Origin of the sequence: Clostridium sp. Cult3 (assembly GCF_021655115.1) — a bacterium.
Lineage (GTDB): Bacteria > Bacillota > Clostridia > Tissierellales > Tepidimicrobiaceae > PPXY01.
The window spans coordinates 21,458-39,103 of the sequence record NZ_PPXY01000012.1; the positions used below are offsets into that span (position 1 = coordinate 21,458).

The following is a 17,646-nucleotide window of genomic DNA, read 5'->3' on the forward strand; positions in this document are numbered from 1 at the left end:
TTATCCCTTCCATCTATTTATATCAAGTATATGCTTAATTCCATTTAATAAGTATTCTATCAGTTTAGCCATTACAAGGATGATTATGATCCAAGCGAAAACTCCTGAAGTGTTTAAATAAGTTTTTTGCAATTGAAGGCTACTGCCTATGCCATATTTAGGCTGGGCTAAAACTTCTCCCGCTATTACCATCTTTAGATTAAGCCCCAGAGTAGATACAAAGATCTGGCTTATGTTATTAAATATACTAGGTAGATATATATCCTTTATAATTATAATTTTATCTACATGGTATGTTTGTGCCATCTCCATAATATTCCTATCTACATTTAATATGCTTTTAAGAACCGTTTCATATAGTATGGGAAATACCATTATGAATCCTACAAACATGGGTACAGTCTCGTTGTTTAACCATATAAGAGCTAGTATGATTATAGCCATGGTGGGTACAAAGCTTAAAAATTTTATGATAGGATTCATTAGATGGAAAACAACCCTAAAGATGCTAGATAAAATTCCCATAATTATTGCTAAAATTAAGGAGATAAAAAAACCAATTAACCCTCTTATCAAAGAATATCCTATTATACTAATAAATTTAGGATCTTTTACTATGCCAATTAGGCTAATTATAATACTTTTAATCGTTGGAAATATTACTTCATTATCTATTATTTTGGATATAAATGTCCAAAGTCCTATTATTACAATCCTTGATAGGATAGATAATATTCTATTCTTGGAAATATATTTCCTCATCAGGAATTTTTCCTCCTATAAAATCTGGTGCAAAGTCCATAATTGTCTGGAAATAAGTTCTATATTCTTCTTTGTGATCCTTTATAGGAAAAGAACCTATATTGATCCTTTCTATACCTTCTACTATAGGGGCCTTCATCACTCCCAGCTCTAATTCAACCGAATAGTCTCCTAACTCTTCTGGATTTTCCTTAGCCCATTTAATGCTTTCCTCATATAATCGTACAAATTCTTCAACAAATTCCCTATTATTTTCTATTAAATCCGATTTTACTATTAGACTAGCTTGTGGATATCCTCCCTGGGTTTCGCTAGCTTTTTTCCATTCCTCATTTAGATCAAGTATTATTTTAGCATCATCCTTTTTCAGCAATACATTGGTTACCAAGGGTTCTGAAAGAAGGGCTAAATTAGCTTTCCCACTTAAAAAAGCAGGACCAACTTCTGAGGCAGCATTTAAATAGTTAATCTTTATGTCCTCATCTGGGTCAATTCCATTTTCTAAAAGTATAAATCTAAGTACCAAATCCGGAGTAAGCCCTTTACCAAAAGCGTATATTTCCTTTCCTTTCAACTCCTCAAAGCCTTTTATGTCCTCTGTACTGAGTAAATATATGGTTCCCCAGGCAGCAGTACCTACTAATTTATAGGATAGCCCTTGATTAAAAGCTTGAGCCGCTAAGTTGGAAGGAACTATTGCTATATCTGCTTCTTCCTTTAGTATTTTGCTCACTAATAGATCGGGGGATTTTTGTACCTTATAATCTATATTCACATTTTTATCTATAACAGGTTTTTCCTTTAGCATCTTAGCTACTGTTAAGGCAGGTATTCCATCTCTAAAGCAAAATTCTACTGTTGTAGGCTCTATTGCTTTCCTTGTTCCACAGCTAGTCATAAATAGGGTTATGATAATTAAATATAATATCATTAGGTATTTTCTATTCATATTACACACCTCTTAATAAACATATTTAAAGTATTTTATTAATATTAAACCATTATTGTGTAAGGCCTCTAAAGATAGTCCCATCCTTAGAGGCCTATGGATTATTTTCTCTTAGGAATTATATTCAATTCCCATCTGCTTTGATCTGTATGGAGAAGTTCGTGGGAACGAGATGATAAAGGCCTTCCTAAATAATCTTCATAACATCTGATTACCGATGGATTTTCATGTGAGAATCGAATATCGCTTATTCTATCTAATCCGTACAATACTTCTGCTCTTTCTCCAGCTAATTCTGTGCCATCTTCTATAGGCTGACCTCCTCCACCGGCGCATCCGCCAGGACAAGCCATTATTTCAACAAAATCATATTCTACTTCTCCATTTCTAATGGCCTCCATTAAGTTTCTAGTATTACCTAGCCCACTAGCAACAGCTACTCGAACTTTATCTCCAGCTAAATCAAAACTTGCTTCCTTCCAACCTTTTCTGCCCCTTATTTCTTCAAAAGCATCTGGGTCTGGATTTTCGTTGGTAACCAAATAGTAAGCTGTTCTCAAAGCAGCTTCCATTACCCCACCTGTTGCACCAAATATGACTGCAGCGCCAGAACTAATTCCTAATGGTGTATCAAATTCTTCTTCCTCTAATGTTTCAGGCACAATATGTTCAGCTTTTATCATACGTGCTACTTCTCTAGTGGTTAAAACCACATCTACATCCTTACCAGCACCTGCATCGTTCATTACAGACACATCACACTCATACTTCTTAGCAGTACAAGGCATGATTGATACACAGAAAATCCTTCTAGGATCCACATCTAATAATTCTGCATAATAGGATTTTGCTATAGCTCCAAACATCTGTTGTGGAGATTTAGCAGAAGACAGTTGACCTACCATATCAGGATATTGAGATTTCATAAAGCGTATCCATCCTGGGCAACAAGAAGTAAACATTGGGAATTTCTCTTTCTCCCTATTCTTTAGTTTTTCTAAAAATTCGCTTCCTTCTTCCATTATAGTTAAGTCAGCAGAAAAATTAGTATCAAATATATAATCAAAGCCCATCTTTCTTAAGGCTGCTACCAACCTATTAACTGTTGCAAATTCCCTACTCAGGTCTAAATCCTCTCCCCAAGCTGCTCTTACCGCTGGTGCAATTTGTACTATGGTAATCTTCTCCTTATCTGCTAATACATCAAATACCTTTTGAGTATCATCCCTTTCCCTAAGGGCACCAACAGGACAATGAGTAATACATTGCCCACAAAGGGCACAATCGGATTCCTCTATTCTTCTATTGAGGGATACATCCACATTAGTTCTAGAACCGGTTTTGGATAAGTCCCATATCTGTAAATCCTGAATTTTGTCACATACTTGAATACAACGCATACACTTTATACATTTCTCATAATTACGTACTAGTGGAAAGCCTTCTGTCCACCTTGCATGGGACAAATCTTCTTCATAGGGAATAGCTATAATCCCTAAATCATTGGCTATAGTCTGTAAGCTACAGTTTCCACTTCTAACACAAACAGCACATCTAGCATCGTGTTGTGAAAGAATTAATTCCACATTTATCCGTCTCGTCTCTCGTACTTTAGGGCTATTTGTACGGATTACCATATCTTCCTCTACCACATTGTTGCAGGCTGTAACCAGTCTATCAATACCTTCTATCTCCACTACACAAATTCTACAAGCTCCAATTTCATTTAATTCCTTTAGATAACAGAGATGGGGAATAGGTATATTGTTTAATCTAGCTGCGTCTAATATAGTAGTCCCTGCTGGAACTGATATTTTATTTTTATCGATTACTATGTTTACCATCTTTCAATCCTCCCCCCCTTAAATACTCCAAATCCAAAGTGATCACATCTTAAACATCTTCTAGATTCCTGATAAGCTTCCTCACTGGTCATTCCACATTCTACTAATTCAAAGTCCTTAACCCTTTCTGATACATCCCTTTCCCTCATATTGACCCGTCCACAAGGTATTCTATCTGCTAATCTAGCCTCTGGTATATTAACATCTGATTGAATTATATGGTGATATCCTAAATAATTATCTATATTTGCAGCTGCTACTTTACCAGCTGCTATAGCTCTAATTACCGTTGCCGGGCCTGATACACAGTCTCCCCCAGCATATACTCCAGGAACATTCTCTATACCTAGCCAATTAAGAGCATCTATTGCACCTTTAGTTACTGGTATTCCATCCCTTTCGAAAGACTTGGATTCAATCCCCTGACCTATGGCAATAATAACTGAATTACATTCTAGTGTATGAGTCTCTTTTTCCGCTTCAACTGGTACTGGTCTGCCATCCCTTATGGTTCCGACAATTTGTGGTTTAATCAAAATTGCTTTAACATGACCATTTTCATCGGTTTCAATCTTTTCTGGTGTATATAGATCATAGATTTCACAACCTTCTGCTATTGCACCTTCAACTTCCTCTTCCAAGGCTGGCATATCTACTTTACGCCTACGATAGACTATACTAACCTTTTTAGCACCTAAACGTACTGTTGATCTAGCTACGTCTATTGCCACATTTCCCCCACCTATAACTACAACGGTTTTACCTGTAAAATCAGGATATTCATCGTCACCTATTTTACGTAAAACCTCAACAGCAGAAATAACCCCTTTCGCTTCCTGACCTTCCAGCCCTATTTTCTTATCCGTTTGAGCTCCAATAGCTATATATATAGCGTCAAAATTGTGTTTCAAATCTAAAATAGAAAAATCTTTTCCAATTGTTACTCCTTTATGCACCTTTATTCCTATAGAAAGAATGGTATTAATCTCTTCATCTAATACTTCTCTTGGTAGTCTGTAACTTGGTATTCCATACCTTAACATTCCGCCCAGCTTCTGTCTTTGTTCGAATATTTCTACATCATATCCCATAATAGATAGATAATAGGCTGCACTTAATCCACTAGGACCAGCACCAACTATAGCTACTCTCTTGCCAATGGAAGGAGCTTTCTTTTCTACAGGTACCGTACCTGCATGTTCTACTGCAAATCGCTTTAAGCCTCTAATATTGATAGAATGGTCGATCATATTCCTTCTGCATCTTGTTTCACAAGGGTGTTCGCAAACTAGGGCACAGGTAGCTGGCATAGGGTTGTCCTTCCTTATCAATCTAATAGCATCCTTGTATCTTCCTTCAGATATTAGAGCAATATAGCCTGGTACGTCTACTCCTGCAGGACATAATGATACACAGGGGACTGGTTGATATAGCTCAAAGGTGCACCTGCCGCGTAATATATGTTCTTCAAAATCATCCCTAAAGCCTTGAACTCCTTTTAAGACCATATTGGCTGCCTCATACCCTATAGCACAGTCTGCAGAATAATAAATAGCCTTTGCAGTCCTTTCAATTAAATCTATAGTTTCTAGATCTGCTTCCCCGTCCAATACCTTTTCCAATAGAGTTTCTAATTGACCTAAACCTATTCTACAGGGAACACATTTGCCGCAGGTTTGGGCATGGCACATCTTAAGAAATGAAGAGGCCAAATCTATGGGACACAATCCTGGCGGGCTAGCAACGATACGTCGCTCCAAGTCCTTATATAGGGTCTCTACAGTGGCTTGAGCTTTGTCCCTGGTGATGATACTTAGTCTACTCATCTTTTCCTTCTCCTTTCTAAAAATTATTTGTAAGCCTTTATTTATATAGTTAAATAACTAACAATAATTACCCCACTGTAGTCTTTATATTAAATTACTATGTTATTTAAACCCATTTATTATTGGAAACATTAGAAAATTACTGTAAGAATTAGATGAAAAGAATAAAGTTGAATAACTTTTATATAAATAGATAAGATCATTATATGTTTGTTAGTGTTTAACAAGTCAGTGTACTAAAGCCCTGTTAAGTTTAATTATATCACTATTTGACCTTTGAATAAAGACTAAATGTTTAATTTTTCAAATATTACAATTTATTAATTGAACTACTAAGGCTTCTCTTTAAAAGAGAAGCCCGATAGCCTATAATATTTGCTATTAATAGTCATTCTTTAGGAATTAAAGAAATCATTCCAATATAAAATAAATATCCTATTAAGTACCCCATCAATACATCTGTAGGCCAATGTACTCCTAGATATATTCTACTGAAACCTATTAGGACTATAGTCAAAAAATTAATAGATTTTAATAGCACTTTTGTCTCTTTTTTGTTTATCTTCCTAATAAGCAAATAGGTCATGGTCGTGTAAAAAGTCATTGACACCATAGCATGACCACTAGGAAAGCTATAACCACCTTGTTCTATTAAGAAGTATTTTAATGGTCTAGTCCTTATAAATATATTTTTGAGTATGTAATTTAGCCCATAAGAACCTAGTGTTGATAGGATCAATAGAAAAACACCTATAGTATCTCTTTTCCTTAACATATAAAAAAATATTATTAAACCTATAGGCAGAAAAAAATATACTGAGCCAAAATAGGTGACTTTTCTCATAATATCTATTCCTAATAGGGTAGCCTTACCATGAATATAATCCATTATTCTTTCATCAAATAATATCCCTTCCTGAGAAGCTTTAACCTTTACCCCTATAACAATAAATATAATTAAAGCTAAAATAGCTAGTGTTTTTTTTCTACTATTCTTCATGATTCTCTCCTTATCATTTAGTGTCTAGTCTTCAATATCCATGAAACCATCGCCTAATACTTCATATATATTACTCACTGTAACGAAAGCATTTTTGTCTATGCTTTTAATATGGTTTTTCAATTTAATAAAATCCTTTCTATCTACTACTGTTACAATTACATCCTTTTTATGATCGGTATATGCTCCTTTGGCTTCGTATATAGTTGCTCCTCTTTCCAGTTCATAAATTATATAGTCCTTTATACCTTCACTATGTTCACTTACAATACTTACTGCCTTGCTTAAATTCATCCCTTCTATCGTCGAATCTATTACTACACTATTTATGATAATACCAAGTAAAGCATACATTCCCAGCTCAGGCCCAAATGCAAAGCCTGCTCCTATAGTTATGACAATGTCGGAAAACATCACTGCTTTTCCTAACCCTATGCCAAAAAACATATTCAATATCTTTGCTATAATGTCTGTGCCACCAGTAGAAGCATTTTGATTGAATACAATTCCCATACCAATTGCCGATATAAAAACACCAGAAATAAGTTGTAATATTATATCTCCTACAATAGGCTCATAAATAGGAACTGCTTTTTCAAATAAAGAAACCATTACGGAAGTCCCCAAACTAGCATATATAGTCTTTACTCCAAAATTAGTTCCAATTACTAGAAAAGCAATTATAAACAAAACTATATTGATTATTATCATAAGAGTTCCTACAGATATAAATGGAACCCAGTGATTGATAACCATTGCCAAGCCGTTAGCGCCTCCTATGGCTAATTTTCCAGGCATGAGGAAAAAATATAGCCCTATAGCAACCATTATCATTCCAACAGTAATTAGTAGATATTCTTTTATTTTTCTTTTCATATTTATTTCACCTCTCTGTTTTTTGACAATATTTATCTAATCATCTATATATCTCTATTCTTACATTTGGGGCAATAGCCATATATCTCAAGTTTATGCCCTATGATATCAAAATCCGTCCTTTCTTTCATAAAATATTCATAGCCAATAATAGGACAATGATCTATACTTACCTTTTTGTGACAAGATACACATATTATATAATGGTCATGATCCATAATATTTAATTGGAACATAGACTTATTTTCCTGTTCAAGATTTAGTTTTATCGCTATGTTCTTTGATACAAATATATTGAGTGTCCTGTATATGGTAGAGAGATTGATATGCTTGTCTACCTTTCTAGCTTTTAAAAATATTTCTTCTGCTGTTAATGGATCCTTTCCCTCCTTCAATATATCTAATAAAATGTTTCTCTGTTTTGTGTTTTTTATTCCATATTCCTTGAAGATCTCTCCATTGTCACTACTCTTAACCACTTTACCATTCCCCTTTGCATATTTATTATTTATGCCTATTTACTATACTTTAACTTCCTCATTAAAAAGAATAGTATGAAAAAAACTCCATTTATGATTACAATAGTTGCCCCTGTAGGAAGATTAAGTATATAGGATATAAAGGTTCCCAATATAACACTAGATACCGATACTATAGAGGAAATAAGTATGGTACTCTTAAAGCCGTTAGATACTTGCAGTGCTGTGACCGTAGGGAATATTATCATGCTGGAAATGAGCATGGTACCAACTACCCTAATTCCCAAAACCACCGTAATAGAGGTTAGAGTAGATATTAGATAATTGATAAATTTTGAATTTATCCCTAATACCTTGGCAAATTCTTCGTCATAGCTTATAGCAAATAAACTATTGTAGAAAAGTAATATGATTAGTATGACTACTATAGATAGTATCACAGATAGAATCAAATCTACTCTACTTATTACCAAAATACTGCCAAATAAATAGGAAAATAGATCCACATTAAATCCCTTTGCTATGCTGGAAATTAAAACCCCTACTGCTACAGCAAAAGACGAGATAAGGCCTATTGCTGCATCCCCATGTAAATCTGCTTTCTCATTTAGTTTCAATATTAAAAATGACGACAGAATAACCAAAGGTATAGACACCAACAAGGGAGATTTACCCAATAATAGTGCAATAGCTACTGTCGCAAAGCTTACATGGGCTAATCCATCACCAATCATAGAATGTTTTTTAAGTACTAGAAATATTCCTAAAAAAGATGAAGAAATAGCTATTAGAGAACCTACAACAATTCCCCTCAATATAAAATCCTGTTGCAATGCTTCTATTATTAGAACAATAATATCTTTCATCTAATACCACCACCATTGGTTATTTCATGAAAATAGGCCAAAATACCGGACTATTTCTTTTGAATTTTTAAATTCCTCATAAGGACCATAGAAGATTATTTTCCTGTTTAAATAGAGTATTTTATTGATATATTTCTTTATTGAAAGAATATCATGGGACACAAGGATTAAGGTTACCCCTTCTCTATTTATTTCCTTTAATATAGCATAAAAATCCTCCCTTATTTTGGGATCCAGAGCGCTAGTAGGTTCATCTAGGAACAATATTTTTGGTTCAGACACCATAGCCCTGGCTAATAAGACTCTTTGAATTTGACCACCAGATAGATTGCCTATTTTTCTACCCTTTAAATCTTCTATCTCTAGCTTTCTTATGATACTATCAACTTTCCTATAATCTTCCCTTGAGTAAAACTTTAATCCTCCCTTTTGGGATAACAATCCGGTAGCTACTATCTCTCTTACCGTTGCAGGAAATAGCTTATCCCTTTCTATTGCACTTTGAGGTACATATCCAATGGAGTTTCCCCTTGCCACATCGCCATGAAATTTAACCTGTCCTCTATTAGAATCGATTAATCCTAGTAGAATTTTTATCAATGTAGTTTTACCAGAACCATTGGGCCCAACAATACCTACATAATCTCCTTCCTCTATTTTAAAACTAATATCCTTTAATATTTGATTTTTCCCATAGCTAAAACTTAAATTATCCACAGTTAAGATATTATTCATCATAAATTAACCCCTGTTTCAATTTTTCTAGATTGGATTCCATTATTTCTATATAACTTATCCCCGACTCTAACTCTTCCTTTGATATATTGTGAGCTCCATGTAATTGGAGCATCTCCGCTCCCGTTTCATCGGATATGATTTTAGCTACTTTAGGATCTATCAATTCCTCATAGTAGATTACATTGATCCCAGTGGATTTCATCCTTTCAATCAATTCTAATATCCTTCTAGGAGTTGGCTCTGCATTAGGTGTAAATCCTTCATAGGGAGACATATATTCTAATCCATAGCGTTTTGCAAAATAGCCAAAAGCAAAATGCCCTCCATGCATGATAGTTTTATGCTTAGTCTTACTAAAGGTTTCTTCAAACTTTTTGTCCAATTCTGCTAGTTTCTCCTTATAGGCTTTGGCATTTTGTCTGTAGAAATCTTCGTTTTCTCCATCTGCCATTAAAATCCCCTCTAATATATTGTCTACTATTTTCTCTCCATATACAGGGTCTAACCATATATGAGGATCCTTTTCATCATGACCATGATCATGGTCTTCTTCATCTATAAGCTCTATTCCCTGACTTATATCTATAACTACTATAGAATCCTTATCCATATTTTCTATCAATTTTTCCACCCAAGGTTCCATGTATTTTCCCGTATATATAAATACATCTGTTTTTTTTATATCTACTATGTCCTTTGGAGTAGGCTCATAGGAATGGGCTTCTACACCAGGAGGGAGTAGTAGGCTCACTTCACCTTTTTCCTTTACTATTTCCTTAGCAAAATCGTATTGAGGAAATAGAGTAGCAATTATTTTTATTCTATCATTAGAGACACTTTCCTCATCTCCAACGATACTACTACATCCAGAGAGAAAAGTCCATATTAAAACTAATATCATTATATTTAATAAAGCTCTCCTAATTTTCATTTTTTTCCTCCTATATTTTTATGTTTCCCTAGAGATTATACCCTATTTTATATTTTTTAACTGCAGATGCAAATTATTTGCAACTAAAAATAATTATACAGTATTTGTCAAATTTAATCAATATGAAAATAATTTAAAAACACTTGATAAGATTTCTCACAAACAAAATAAAAAGGATATGAATAGAATTAGTTAGTTAAAATAAAAAAAGAGTAAAATGATATATCACTTTACTCTTTTTTATCTATTTTTTTCTTCTCTTTCTTGGTGGTGCTATATGGATTGCCTTATCCTCTAAGCCATGTACCGCTTCCATAAAAGCTTCACTTAGAGTTGGATGAGCATGGATGGTTCTAGTTATACTATCTATATCCATATCATTAGCTATAGCTAAAGCTCCTTCATGAATTAAATCGTTGGCATGAGGCCCTAGTATAGTAACGCCTAAAATCTTCTTATCTTCTTTTGAAGCAAATACTTTTATAAATCCTTCTCCTTCTCCTAAGGATAAAGCTTTTCCATTAGCCGCAAACATAAATTTGCTAGTTATATAGTCTATGCCTTTTTCCTTTAATTCCCCTTCAGTCAATCCTACATAGGCTACCTCCGGTAAAGTAAACACACAGTTAGGATATATATCTAGATTTATATCTGGCGTTAACCCCATTAACTTCTCCATTACGTATATACCTTGACTAGATGCTACATGAGCTAGTTGAATGCCTAAATCATTTACATCGCCTATGGCATATATACCTTCTACTGTAGTTTCAAAGTCTTCATTGACCTTTATACCTCTTTGATCATGTTCTATTCCAATGTGATCTAGGTTTAAACCTTCCACCACAGGACCTCGACCAGAGGCGATCAATACCTTATCTCCAACTACCTCAATTTCTTCATCTTTATTTTTATACCTAGCAATTACCTTTAGCTTATCGCCTTCTTTGGTGATCTCTTTAGCTCTTATATCTACGTAAGTTTCCATGCCTTGTTTCTTAAAAAACATAGGTAGTCTTCTAGTCAATTCCATATCTACATTTTTTAATATCCTAGATGCAAGAAGAATAACCTGGCTGCCTAATTCTTGATATATACTTGCAAACTCAAGACCTATTACTCCACCACCTACTACTATTAAAGTTTCTGGTATCTCTTCCATTTCCAATAGATCATCACTAGTAATTACTCCTTCTAAATCTACTCCTTTAGTTTCCGTCATAGTAGGCTTAGATCCAGTAGCGATAACCATATTGTCTACCGTTATTTCGCGATTGTTTCCATCTTTTAAATCTACTATTATAGTATTCTTATCCTTTATAGAAGCCCTTCCGGGAATGAACTCAATGTTCTTATATGAGGATATCAATTTTTCGATGCCACCTACTAGCTGACCTACTACAGCTTTTTTTCTTTCCTGTAGTGCTTTGCCATCTAGTCTATAATTATCTATCGTAATCCCAAATTCTTCAGAACGCCTTAAGGTACTCATTATCTCTGCGTTTCTAAAATAAGTTTTAGTAGGGATACAGCCCCGATTAAGGCATGTACCCCCTACTTCCCTATCCTCTATCAAATAGATATTGGCACCTAGTTGAGCTCCTCTTATAGCTGCTACATATCCTCCTGGACCTGCTCCTATAACTGCTATATTTTTAGTCAACTAGTCTTACACCTACCCTTCATATTTAAGTATAGGATTCCTTGCTGCTCTCGTTTCATCCACTCTTCTTACAGGAGTGTTATGAGGCGCTTCTTTCAATATTTCTGGATCTTCTTTTGCTTCTTCTGCTATTTTAATTAATGCATCTGCAAATTCGTCTAATGTTTCCTTGGTTTCTGTCTCTGTTGGCTCTGGCATTAATGCTTCATTTACTATTAATGGGAAATATACTGTTGGTGGGTGATACCCATAGTCTAATAGTCTCTTTGCTACGTCTAAAGTACTTACATCTAATAAATCACCCTTTAATCCCGCTAAAACAAATTCATGTTTAAAAATAGCATCTTCTTGTAAATTATAATGGTCTTTTAATCTATGAGCTAAATAGTTAGAATTTAATACTGCCATTTCACTTGCTTTCTTTAAGCCGTCCTTGCCCATAGTCAATATATAGGTATAGGCTCTAACCATGATGTTAAAATGTCCATAGAAGTCTTTCATCTTACCTACTGATTTTGGTATATCATAGTTTAGATAGTATCTATCTCCATCTTTTTCTACAGTTGGTACAGGTAAAAATTCTAATAAACATTCCTTAACTCCTACTGGTCCAGAACCTGGTCCTCCTCCACCATGAGGTGTGGAAAATGTCTTATGGATATTAAAGTGAACCACATCAAACCCCATATCTCCAGGTCTTGCCTTCCCTAAGATAGCATTGGCATTAGCCCCATCATAATATACTAAGCCGCCTGCTTCATGAACTAAAGATGTAATTTCCTTAATATTCTTATCAAATAATCCTAGTGTATTTGGATTTGTTAACATTAATCCTGCTATGCTATCATCTAGTACAGCTTTTAAACTTTCAATATCTACTAAACCCTCTTCTGTAGATTTGATTTCAACAGTATCAAATCCTGCCATTACTGATGACGCTGGATTGGTACCATGAGCTGAATCTGGAACTATTATCTTAGTTCTATTATTATCTCCTCTGTTTTCATGATAGGCTCTAATCAGGGTTAATCCTGTAAGCTCACCATGAGCACCAGCTGCTGGTTGTAAGGTCATTTTATCCATACCAGATATTTCGCACAGTGCCTGGTCTAGTTCATACATTAATCTTAATGTACCTTGTACTGTTTCTTCAGGTTGAAGTGGATGTATATTCACAAATCCATCGAGCTTTGCCATATCTTCATTGACCTTTGGATTATATTTCATAGTACAAGAACCTAATGGATAAAAACCTGTATCTACACCAAAATTCATAGTGGAAAGATTGGTGTAATGTCTAATTATATCAACTTCACTTACTTCTGGAAGGTTTAACTCATCTTTATTCAAGTATTCTTCAGGAATTAACTCTTCAAGGGCTACTTCTTCTACGTCATTTTCAGGTAGCCTATAAGCAGTTCTTCCTGGTTTTGATAATTCAAATATTAATTTATCATACTTTTTCATATTATCCCCTCCAATACTGAACTTAAGATATCAATCTCTTCTTTTGTCCTCTTCTCAGTAACAGCATAGAGTATTCCATTTTTATATTGGGGATATTCTTTTCCTAATGAGTAACCTCCAAGAATTTTTTCTTCTAATAATTTTTGATTTATCTTATCTGCATCTACAGAACTAGTTACCGCAAATTCTTTAAAGAAAGGCTTATCAAACAGTGGTTTGTAATCACCTGATTTAGTTATTTGCTCAAAGGCATAGTGAGCCTTCTGTGTAGTTTGAGTTGCCACTTCTCTTAAACCCTCTTTTCCTAGAGTAACAAGATATACTGCAGCTGCTAATGTATTTATTCCCTGATTTGAACAGATGTTGGAAGTTGCCTTTTCCCTTCTAATATGTTGCTCTCTTGCTTGCAATGTCAATACGAAGGCTCTGTTGTTATCTACATCTACGGTCTCTCCTACAACTCTTCCAGGCAGTTTTCTCATGTGGGCTTTTTTAGTTGCCATAAATCCAAGATATGGTCCACCAAAGTAAAGTGGAATACCCATAGATTGACCTTCTCCTACTACGATATCAGCTCCTAAAGAACCCGGTGATTTCAAAATCCCTAAGGATATTGGATCTACAGATGTAATAAACATAGTCCTCTTTTGGCTATGAGCAATTTCTTCAATAGCCTCTAGATCTTCAATAATGCCGAAGAAGTTTGGACTTTGGACTATAACAGCTGCTGTCTTATCATCCACATGTTTTTTCAATTCTTCTAGATCCGTTACACCTTCCTCATCTTCTATTTCGACTATTTCTATATTTTGAAGATGAGCATAGGTTTTTAGTACTGTCCTGTAATTAGGATTGACAGTTTTTGATATAACCACCTTGTTCCTTCTTGTTATATTGGATGCCATGAATGCTGCTTCTGCAATAGCCGTTCCGCCATCATATAGTGAAGCATTAGATACATCCATGCCCGTTAAATCACATATAAGAGTCTGATATTCAAATATATATTGTAATGTACCTTGACTAATTTCAGCTTGATATGGAGTATAGGAAGTATAAAATTCACTTCTTGAGGTGATATGTCCTACTATTGAAGGTATATAGTGATCATATGCACCAGCTCCTAAAAAACATGTTAAATCGTCTATTGTGGTGTTGGATCGTGATAATTTTGTCAAATAATTAGCTACTTCTAATTCTGACATGGAAGCTTTTAGATCTAACTCTCTATTGAGTTTCATATCTTCTGGTATATCACTAAATAGATCTTCTACTGAGTCAACTCCTATGGTTTCCAACATCCTCTGCTCATCTTCTTTAGTGTTTGGGATGTAAGGATACATAATTAAACCTCCTCGTCTAAGAACTTTTCATATTCCTCACTTGTCATTAAGTCATCTAATTGAGATTTATCTGCTATTTCAATTTTAACTATCCAGTTTTCGTATGGATCCTGGTTTATTAGGGCTGGATCATCTAGCAGTTCTTCGTTTACCTCTGTGATTTTGCCATCTACAGGCATGTAAACATCTGCTGCTGCTTTTACTGATTCTACTGCGGAAAATCCTTCTTCCTTTTCATATTCATCATCAACTTCTGGAAGCTCTACATATACTATATCCCCTAATTGATCTTGTGCAAAGTCTGCAAGACCTATATAAGCCTCCTCTCCATCAACTTTTAACCACTCATGATCTTCTGTGTAATATAAATCCTTTATAACCTTCATTATTTAGCCCTCCTTAATTATCTTTAATTTATTTATTTCTTTAAAAATCTTCTGCTGATTATTTTAGCCTTTACAGGCTTGTTTCTAATCATTATATCTATTTCATTTCCTAGTTCAGTTTCATTAATATCTATTAAGGCATTTCCTATACTTTTCTTAAGGGTTGGTGACATATAACCAGTAGTTACATGACCGATCTTTTTGTCATCTTTGTATACCTCGTAGCCTTCCCTTGGTATACCTCTACCAATCAATTCAAATCCAACTACTTTTCTAGTTAAGCCTTCATCCCATTGTTTATTAAGAGCTTCTTTTCCAATAAAATCTTCTTCCTTGTCTAATTTAACGGCAAACTTCAAGCCACCTTCTAATGGTGTAATTTCTTTTGAAATTTCATTGCCATATAAAGGCATTGTAGCTTCAAATCGTAGGGTATCTCTACATCCTAAGCCTGTAGGTTTGATCCCCTCATCTTTGCCTGCGTCAAGTATATCATTCCAAATCTTAACTATACCGTCTTTTGGTGCATATACTTCAAATCCATCTTCGCCAGTATATCCTGTACGAGATACCATACATTCTATACCTGATATATTTACTTTTCTATCAAAATGAAATGGTTTGATCTTTGATAAGTCTGTGTCTGTTAGCTTTTGTAATATTTTTTCGGACTTAGGTCCTTGAATAGCTACTTCTCCAATTTGATCAGAAATGTTTTCAATGATGATATTAAAGTCCTTTTTATTATCTATCATCCATTTGAAATCCTTGTCTGTATTAGCAGCGTTTACGACAAGTAAATACTCATCGTCAGCATACTTATACACTAAAAAGTCATCTACTACTCCTCCATCAGGATAGCACATCATCGTGTATATTATTTGATCTGTTTCTATAGATGCGATATCATTTGTTGTTAAGTACTGTAAGTACGCTAAAGCATCCTCACCCTTGACTACTACTTCACCCATGTGAGATACGTCAAATAATCCTGCTGCATTTCTTACTGCTTCGTGTTCTTGAATTAGACCTTCGTATTGTACTGGAAGGAACCACCCTGCATAATCAACTACTTTGCCCCCAAGCTTTACATGCTCGTCGTAAAGTGGAGTTTTCTTTGCTACCATTTTACCACTCCTTCCTGAATTTAATCTTTCATATGATACCCTAAAAAACCCTAATTTAAACATAGTATTTTCTGTTTAAAATAGGATTATTAAAAAGTCTCATCGATTTTATTATACAAGAGAAGGGATATTAATGCAATACTGTTATTTTTACAACGAATAACTCTAAGGTGTTTATACTAATATTTAATATGTAAGTTTGTCCAGAGAGTTTTATCCACTTTATCCACATTATCCACATCCACAAGTGGATAACTTATGTAAACTAAGTTTATTGCATGAAAATGTGCTTTTTATACAATTGGTTTTACATAATATTTATATATCCACAGTAAATATACTTATCCACAAGGTTTATCCACAGTTAAAACTATAATCTCTGTTCTTTTCCTCAAAATATCTGATAATTCCTCTATATATGGCCCAAGCTATTTTTTCCTGATATTTATCACTAGCTAGTAACTTTTCTTCCTTAGGATTCGATAAAAAACCACACTCTACTAGAACCGCGGGAGTATTAATTTCGTTTAATAGATATATATCCTCTCTTTCCTGGGGTAATCTATGATTGTCTTTGTCCAATACCTCCTTTAGTTCTTCTTGAATAAAGTTAGCTAATTTCATACTTTCATTACAGTCAGGTTTATAAAAGGTCTGGGCACCATAATATCTAGAATCCTGAAAGCTATTTAAATGTATAGTTAAAAATATATTACAATTTCCTTTTTCTATTATATTTTTCCTATTTTCAAGATCTTCTTTCTTCATCTCCTTAAGGCTTTTAGATCGTTCAGTATATAATCCCTGTTGATCTTTCCTAGTTATAACAGCTATGCCCCCACTTTGTTCTATTAATCTCTTTAGTTTTAATCCAATCATTAAGTTTATTTCATCTTCTTTTATACCAGATATACCTACAGCACCTGGATCTACCCCGCCATGACCTGGATCTATGCCGATAATCTTATCAGTAATAGCTAAACTTAATACGGGCATGGATTTATATTTAAACACCGCCAGTGCCATCATAATGATTAAAATCAGTGCGATCCCAATAATTCTATGTAATACTCTTTTATTTATATATATAATTTTCACACCCCTTCCCTCCTTCTATTGAAATATATGGCTAGTATATTGTCCATATTACAAATAAATAACTATCTTTTTTGGTGCCAGGCACCAAAAAAGATAGTTATTTATCAGATATGATATCTTATAATAAAAAAAACACTGGACAATCCAGTGCTTTCTGTCCAGTTACAAATAAGTTTGCTCACGTAGTTACAAAGTTTGCTCGTGAGCAGTGAAGAATGACAAAGTTTGCTCGTGGAAGGTAATGAGTATTCATACGCAGGGTATAACCTACGGGAGGAAATATCGAAACCA

At 34.3% G+C, this 17,646-nt stretch carries 16 protein-coding genes; all 16 read right to left on the bottom strand.

Annotated features, from left to right (window positions below; all coding sequences use genetic code 11):
- The gene (locus C3E88_RS02785) at nucleotides 1–762 is read right to left on the bottom strand and encodes an ABC transporter permease (RefSeq protein ID WP_236908528.1); all 762 of its coding nucleotides are present in this window, start codon (nucleotides 760–762) and stop codon (nucleotides 1–3) included.
- Nucleotides 737–1,711 carry an ABC transporter substrate-binding protein gene (locus tag C3E88_RS02790; RefSeq protein ID WP_236908529.1) on the bottom strand — a complete coding sequence of 325 codons (975 nt, stop codon included), beginning with the start codon at nucleotides 1,709–1,711 and terminating at the stop codon, nucleotides 737–739. Before C3E88_RS02790 ends, C3E88_RS02785 begins: the two co-directional genes overlap by 26 nt.
- A gap of 101 nt (nucleotides 1,712–1,812) precedes the next feature.
- The gene (locus tag C3E88_RS02795; protein WP_236908530.1) at nucleotides 1,813–3,555 is read right to left on the bottom strand and encodes an NADH-dependent [FeFe] hydrogenase, group A6; all 1,743 of its coding nucleotides are present in this window, start codon (nucleotides 3,553–3,555) and stop codon (nucleotides 1,813–1,815) included.
- Nucleotides 3,549–5,381, bottom strand: a complete 1,833-nt coding sequence (locus C3E88_RS02800; RefSeq protein WP_236908531.1) for an NAD(P)-binding protein — start codon at nucleotides 5,379–5,381, stop codon at nucleotides 3,549–3,551. The genes C3E88_RS02795 and C3E88_RS02800 overlap by 7 nt, the downstream gene beginning before the upstream one ends.
- 388 nt (nucleotides 5,382–5,769) lie before the next feature.
- Complete coding sequence (locus tag C3E88_RS02805) at nucleotides 5,770–6,381, bottom strand: phosphatase PAP2 family protein (RefSeq protein WP_236908532.1); 612 nt, start codon at nucleotides 6,379–6,381, stop codon at nucleotides 5,770–5,772.
- Nucleotides 6,382–6,405: 24 nt separating this feature from the next.
- Nucleotides 6,406–7,257 (bottom strand): YitT family protein, encoded by an 852-nt coding sequence (locus C3E88_RS02810; RefSeq protein WP_236908533.1) that lies wholly within the window; start codon nucleotides 7,255–7,257, stop codon nucleotides 6,406–6,408.
- Between the two features lie 44 nt (nucleotides 7,258–7,301).
- Nucleotides 7,302–7,736, bottom strand: coding sequence for a Fur family transcriptional regulator (locus C3E88_RS02815; protein WP_236908534.1), 435 nt, complete (start codon nucleotides 7,734–7,736; stop codon nucleotides 7,302–7,304).
- A 35-nt stretch (nucleotides 7,737–7,771) separates the two neighbouring features.
- Complete coding sequence (locus tag C3E88_RS02820) at nucleotides 7,772–8,602, bottom strand: metal ABC transporter permease (protein WP_236908535.1); 831 nt, start codon at nucleotides 8,600–8,602, stop codon at nucleotides 7,772–7,774.
- A 24-nt stretch (nucleotides 8,603–8,626) separates the two neighbouring features.
- Nucleotides 8,627–9,340: a metal ABC transporter ATP-binding protein gene (locus tag C3E88_RS02825; RefSeq protein WP_236908536.1), complete on the bottom strand. Its 714-nt coding sequence runs from the start codon at nucleotides 9,338–9,340 to the stop codon at nucleotides 8,627–8,629.
- On the bottom strand, nucleotides 9,330–10,271 hold the full coding sequence (locus C3E88_RS02830) for a metal ABC transporter substrate-binding protein (RefSeq protein WP_236908537.1): 942 nt from the start codon (nucleotides 10,269–10,271) through the stop codon (nucleotides 9,330–9,332). The genes C3E88_RS02825 and C3E88_RS02830 overlap by 11 nt, the downstream gene beginning before the upstream one ends.
- A gap of 244 nt (nucleotides 10,272–10,515) precedes the next feature.
- Nucleotides 10,516–11,934, bottom strand: a complete 1,419-nt coding sequence (gene lpdA / locus C3E88_RS02835; RefSeq protein ID WP_236908538.1) for a dihydrolipoyl dehydrogenase — start codon at nucleotides 11,932–11,934, stop codon at nucleotides 10,516–10,518.
- Between the two features lie 12 nt (nucleotides 11,935–11,946).
- Complete coding sequence (gcvPB, locus tag C3E88_RS02840) at nucleotides 11,947–13,401, bottom strand: aminomethyl-transferring glycine dehydrogenase subunit GcvPB (protein WP_236908539.1); 1,455 nt, start codon at nucleotides 13,399–13,401, stop codon at nucleotides 11,947–11,949.
- Nucleotides 13,398–14,744: an aminomethyl-transferring glycine dehydrogenase subunit GcvPA gene (gene gcvPA, locus C3E88_RS02845; RefSeq protein ID WP_272878385.1), complete on the bottom strand. Its 1,347-nt coding sequence runs from the start codon at nucleotides 14,742–14,744 to the stop codon at nucleotides 13,398–13,400. The genes gcvPB and gcvPA overlap by 4 nt, the downstream gene beginning before the upstream one ends.
- A gap of 2 nt (nucleotides 14,745–14,746) precedes the next feature.
- Complete coding sequence (gene gcvH / locus C3E88_RS02850; protein WP_236908540.1) at nucleotides 14,747–15,130, bottom strand: glycine cleavage system protein GcvH; 384 nt, start codon at nucleotides 15,128–15,130, stop codon at nucleotides 14,747–14,749.
- A 32-nt stretch (nucleotides 15,131–15,162) separates the two neighbouring features.
- Nucleotides 15,163–16,257, bottom strand: coding sequence for a glycine cleavage system aminomethyltransferase GcvT (gcvT, locus tag C3E88_RS02855; RefSeq protein WP_236908541.1), 1,095 nt, complete (start codon nucleotides 16,255–16,257; stop codon nucleotides 15,163–15,165).
- A 354-nt stretch (nucleotides 16,258–16,611) separates the two neighbouring features.
- Nucleotides 16,612–17,355: an N-acetylmuramoyl-L-alanine amidase CwlD gene (cwlD, locus tag C3E88_RS02860; protein WP_236908542.1), complete on the bottom strand. Its 744-nt coding sequence runs from the start codon at nucleotides 17,353–17,355 to the stop codon at nucleotides 16,612–16,614.
- Nucleotides 17,356–17,646: the final 291 nt, after the last annotated feature.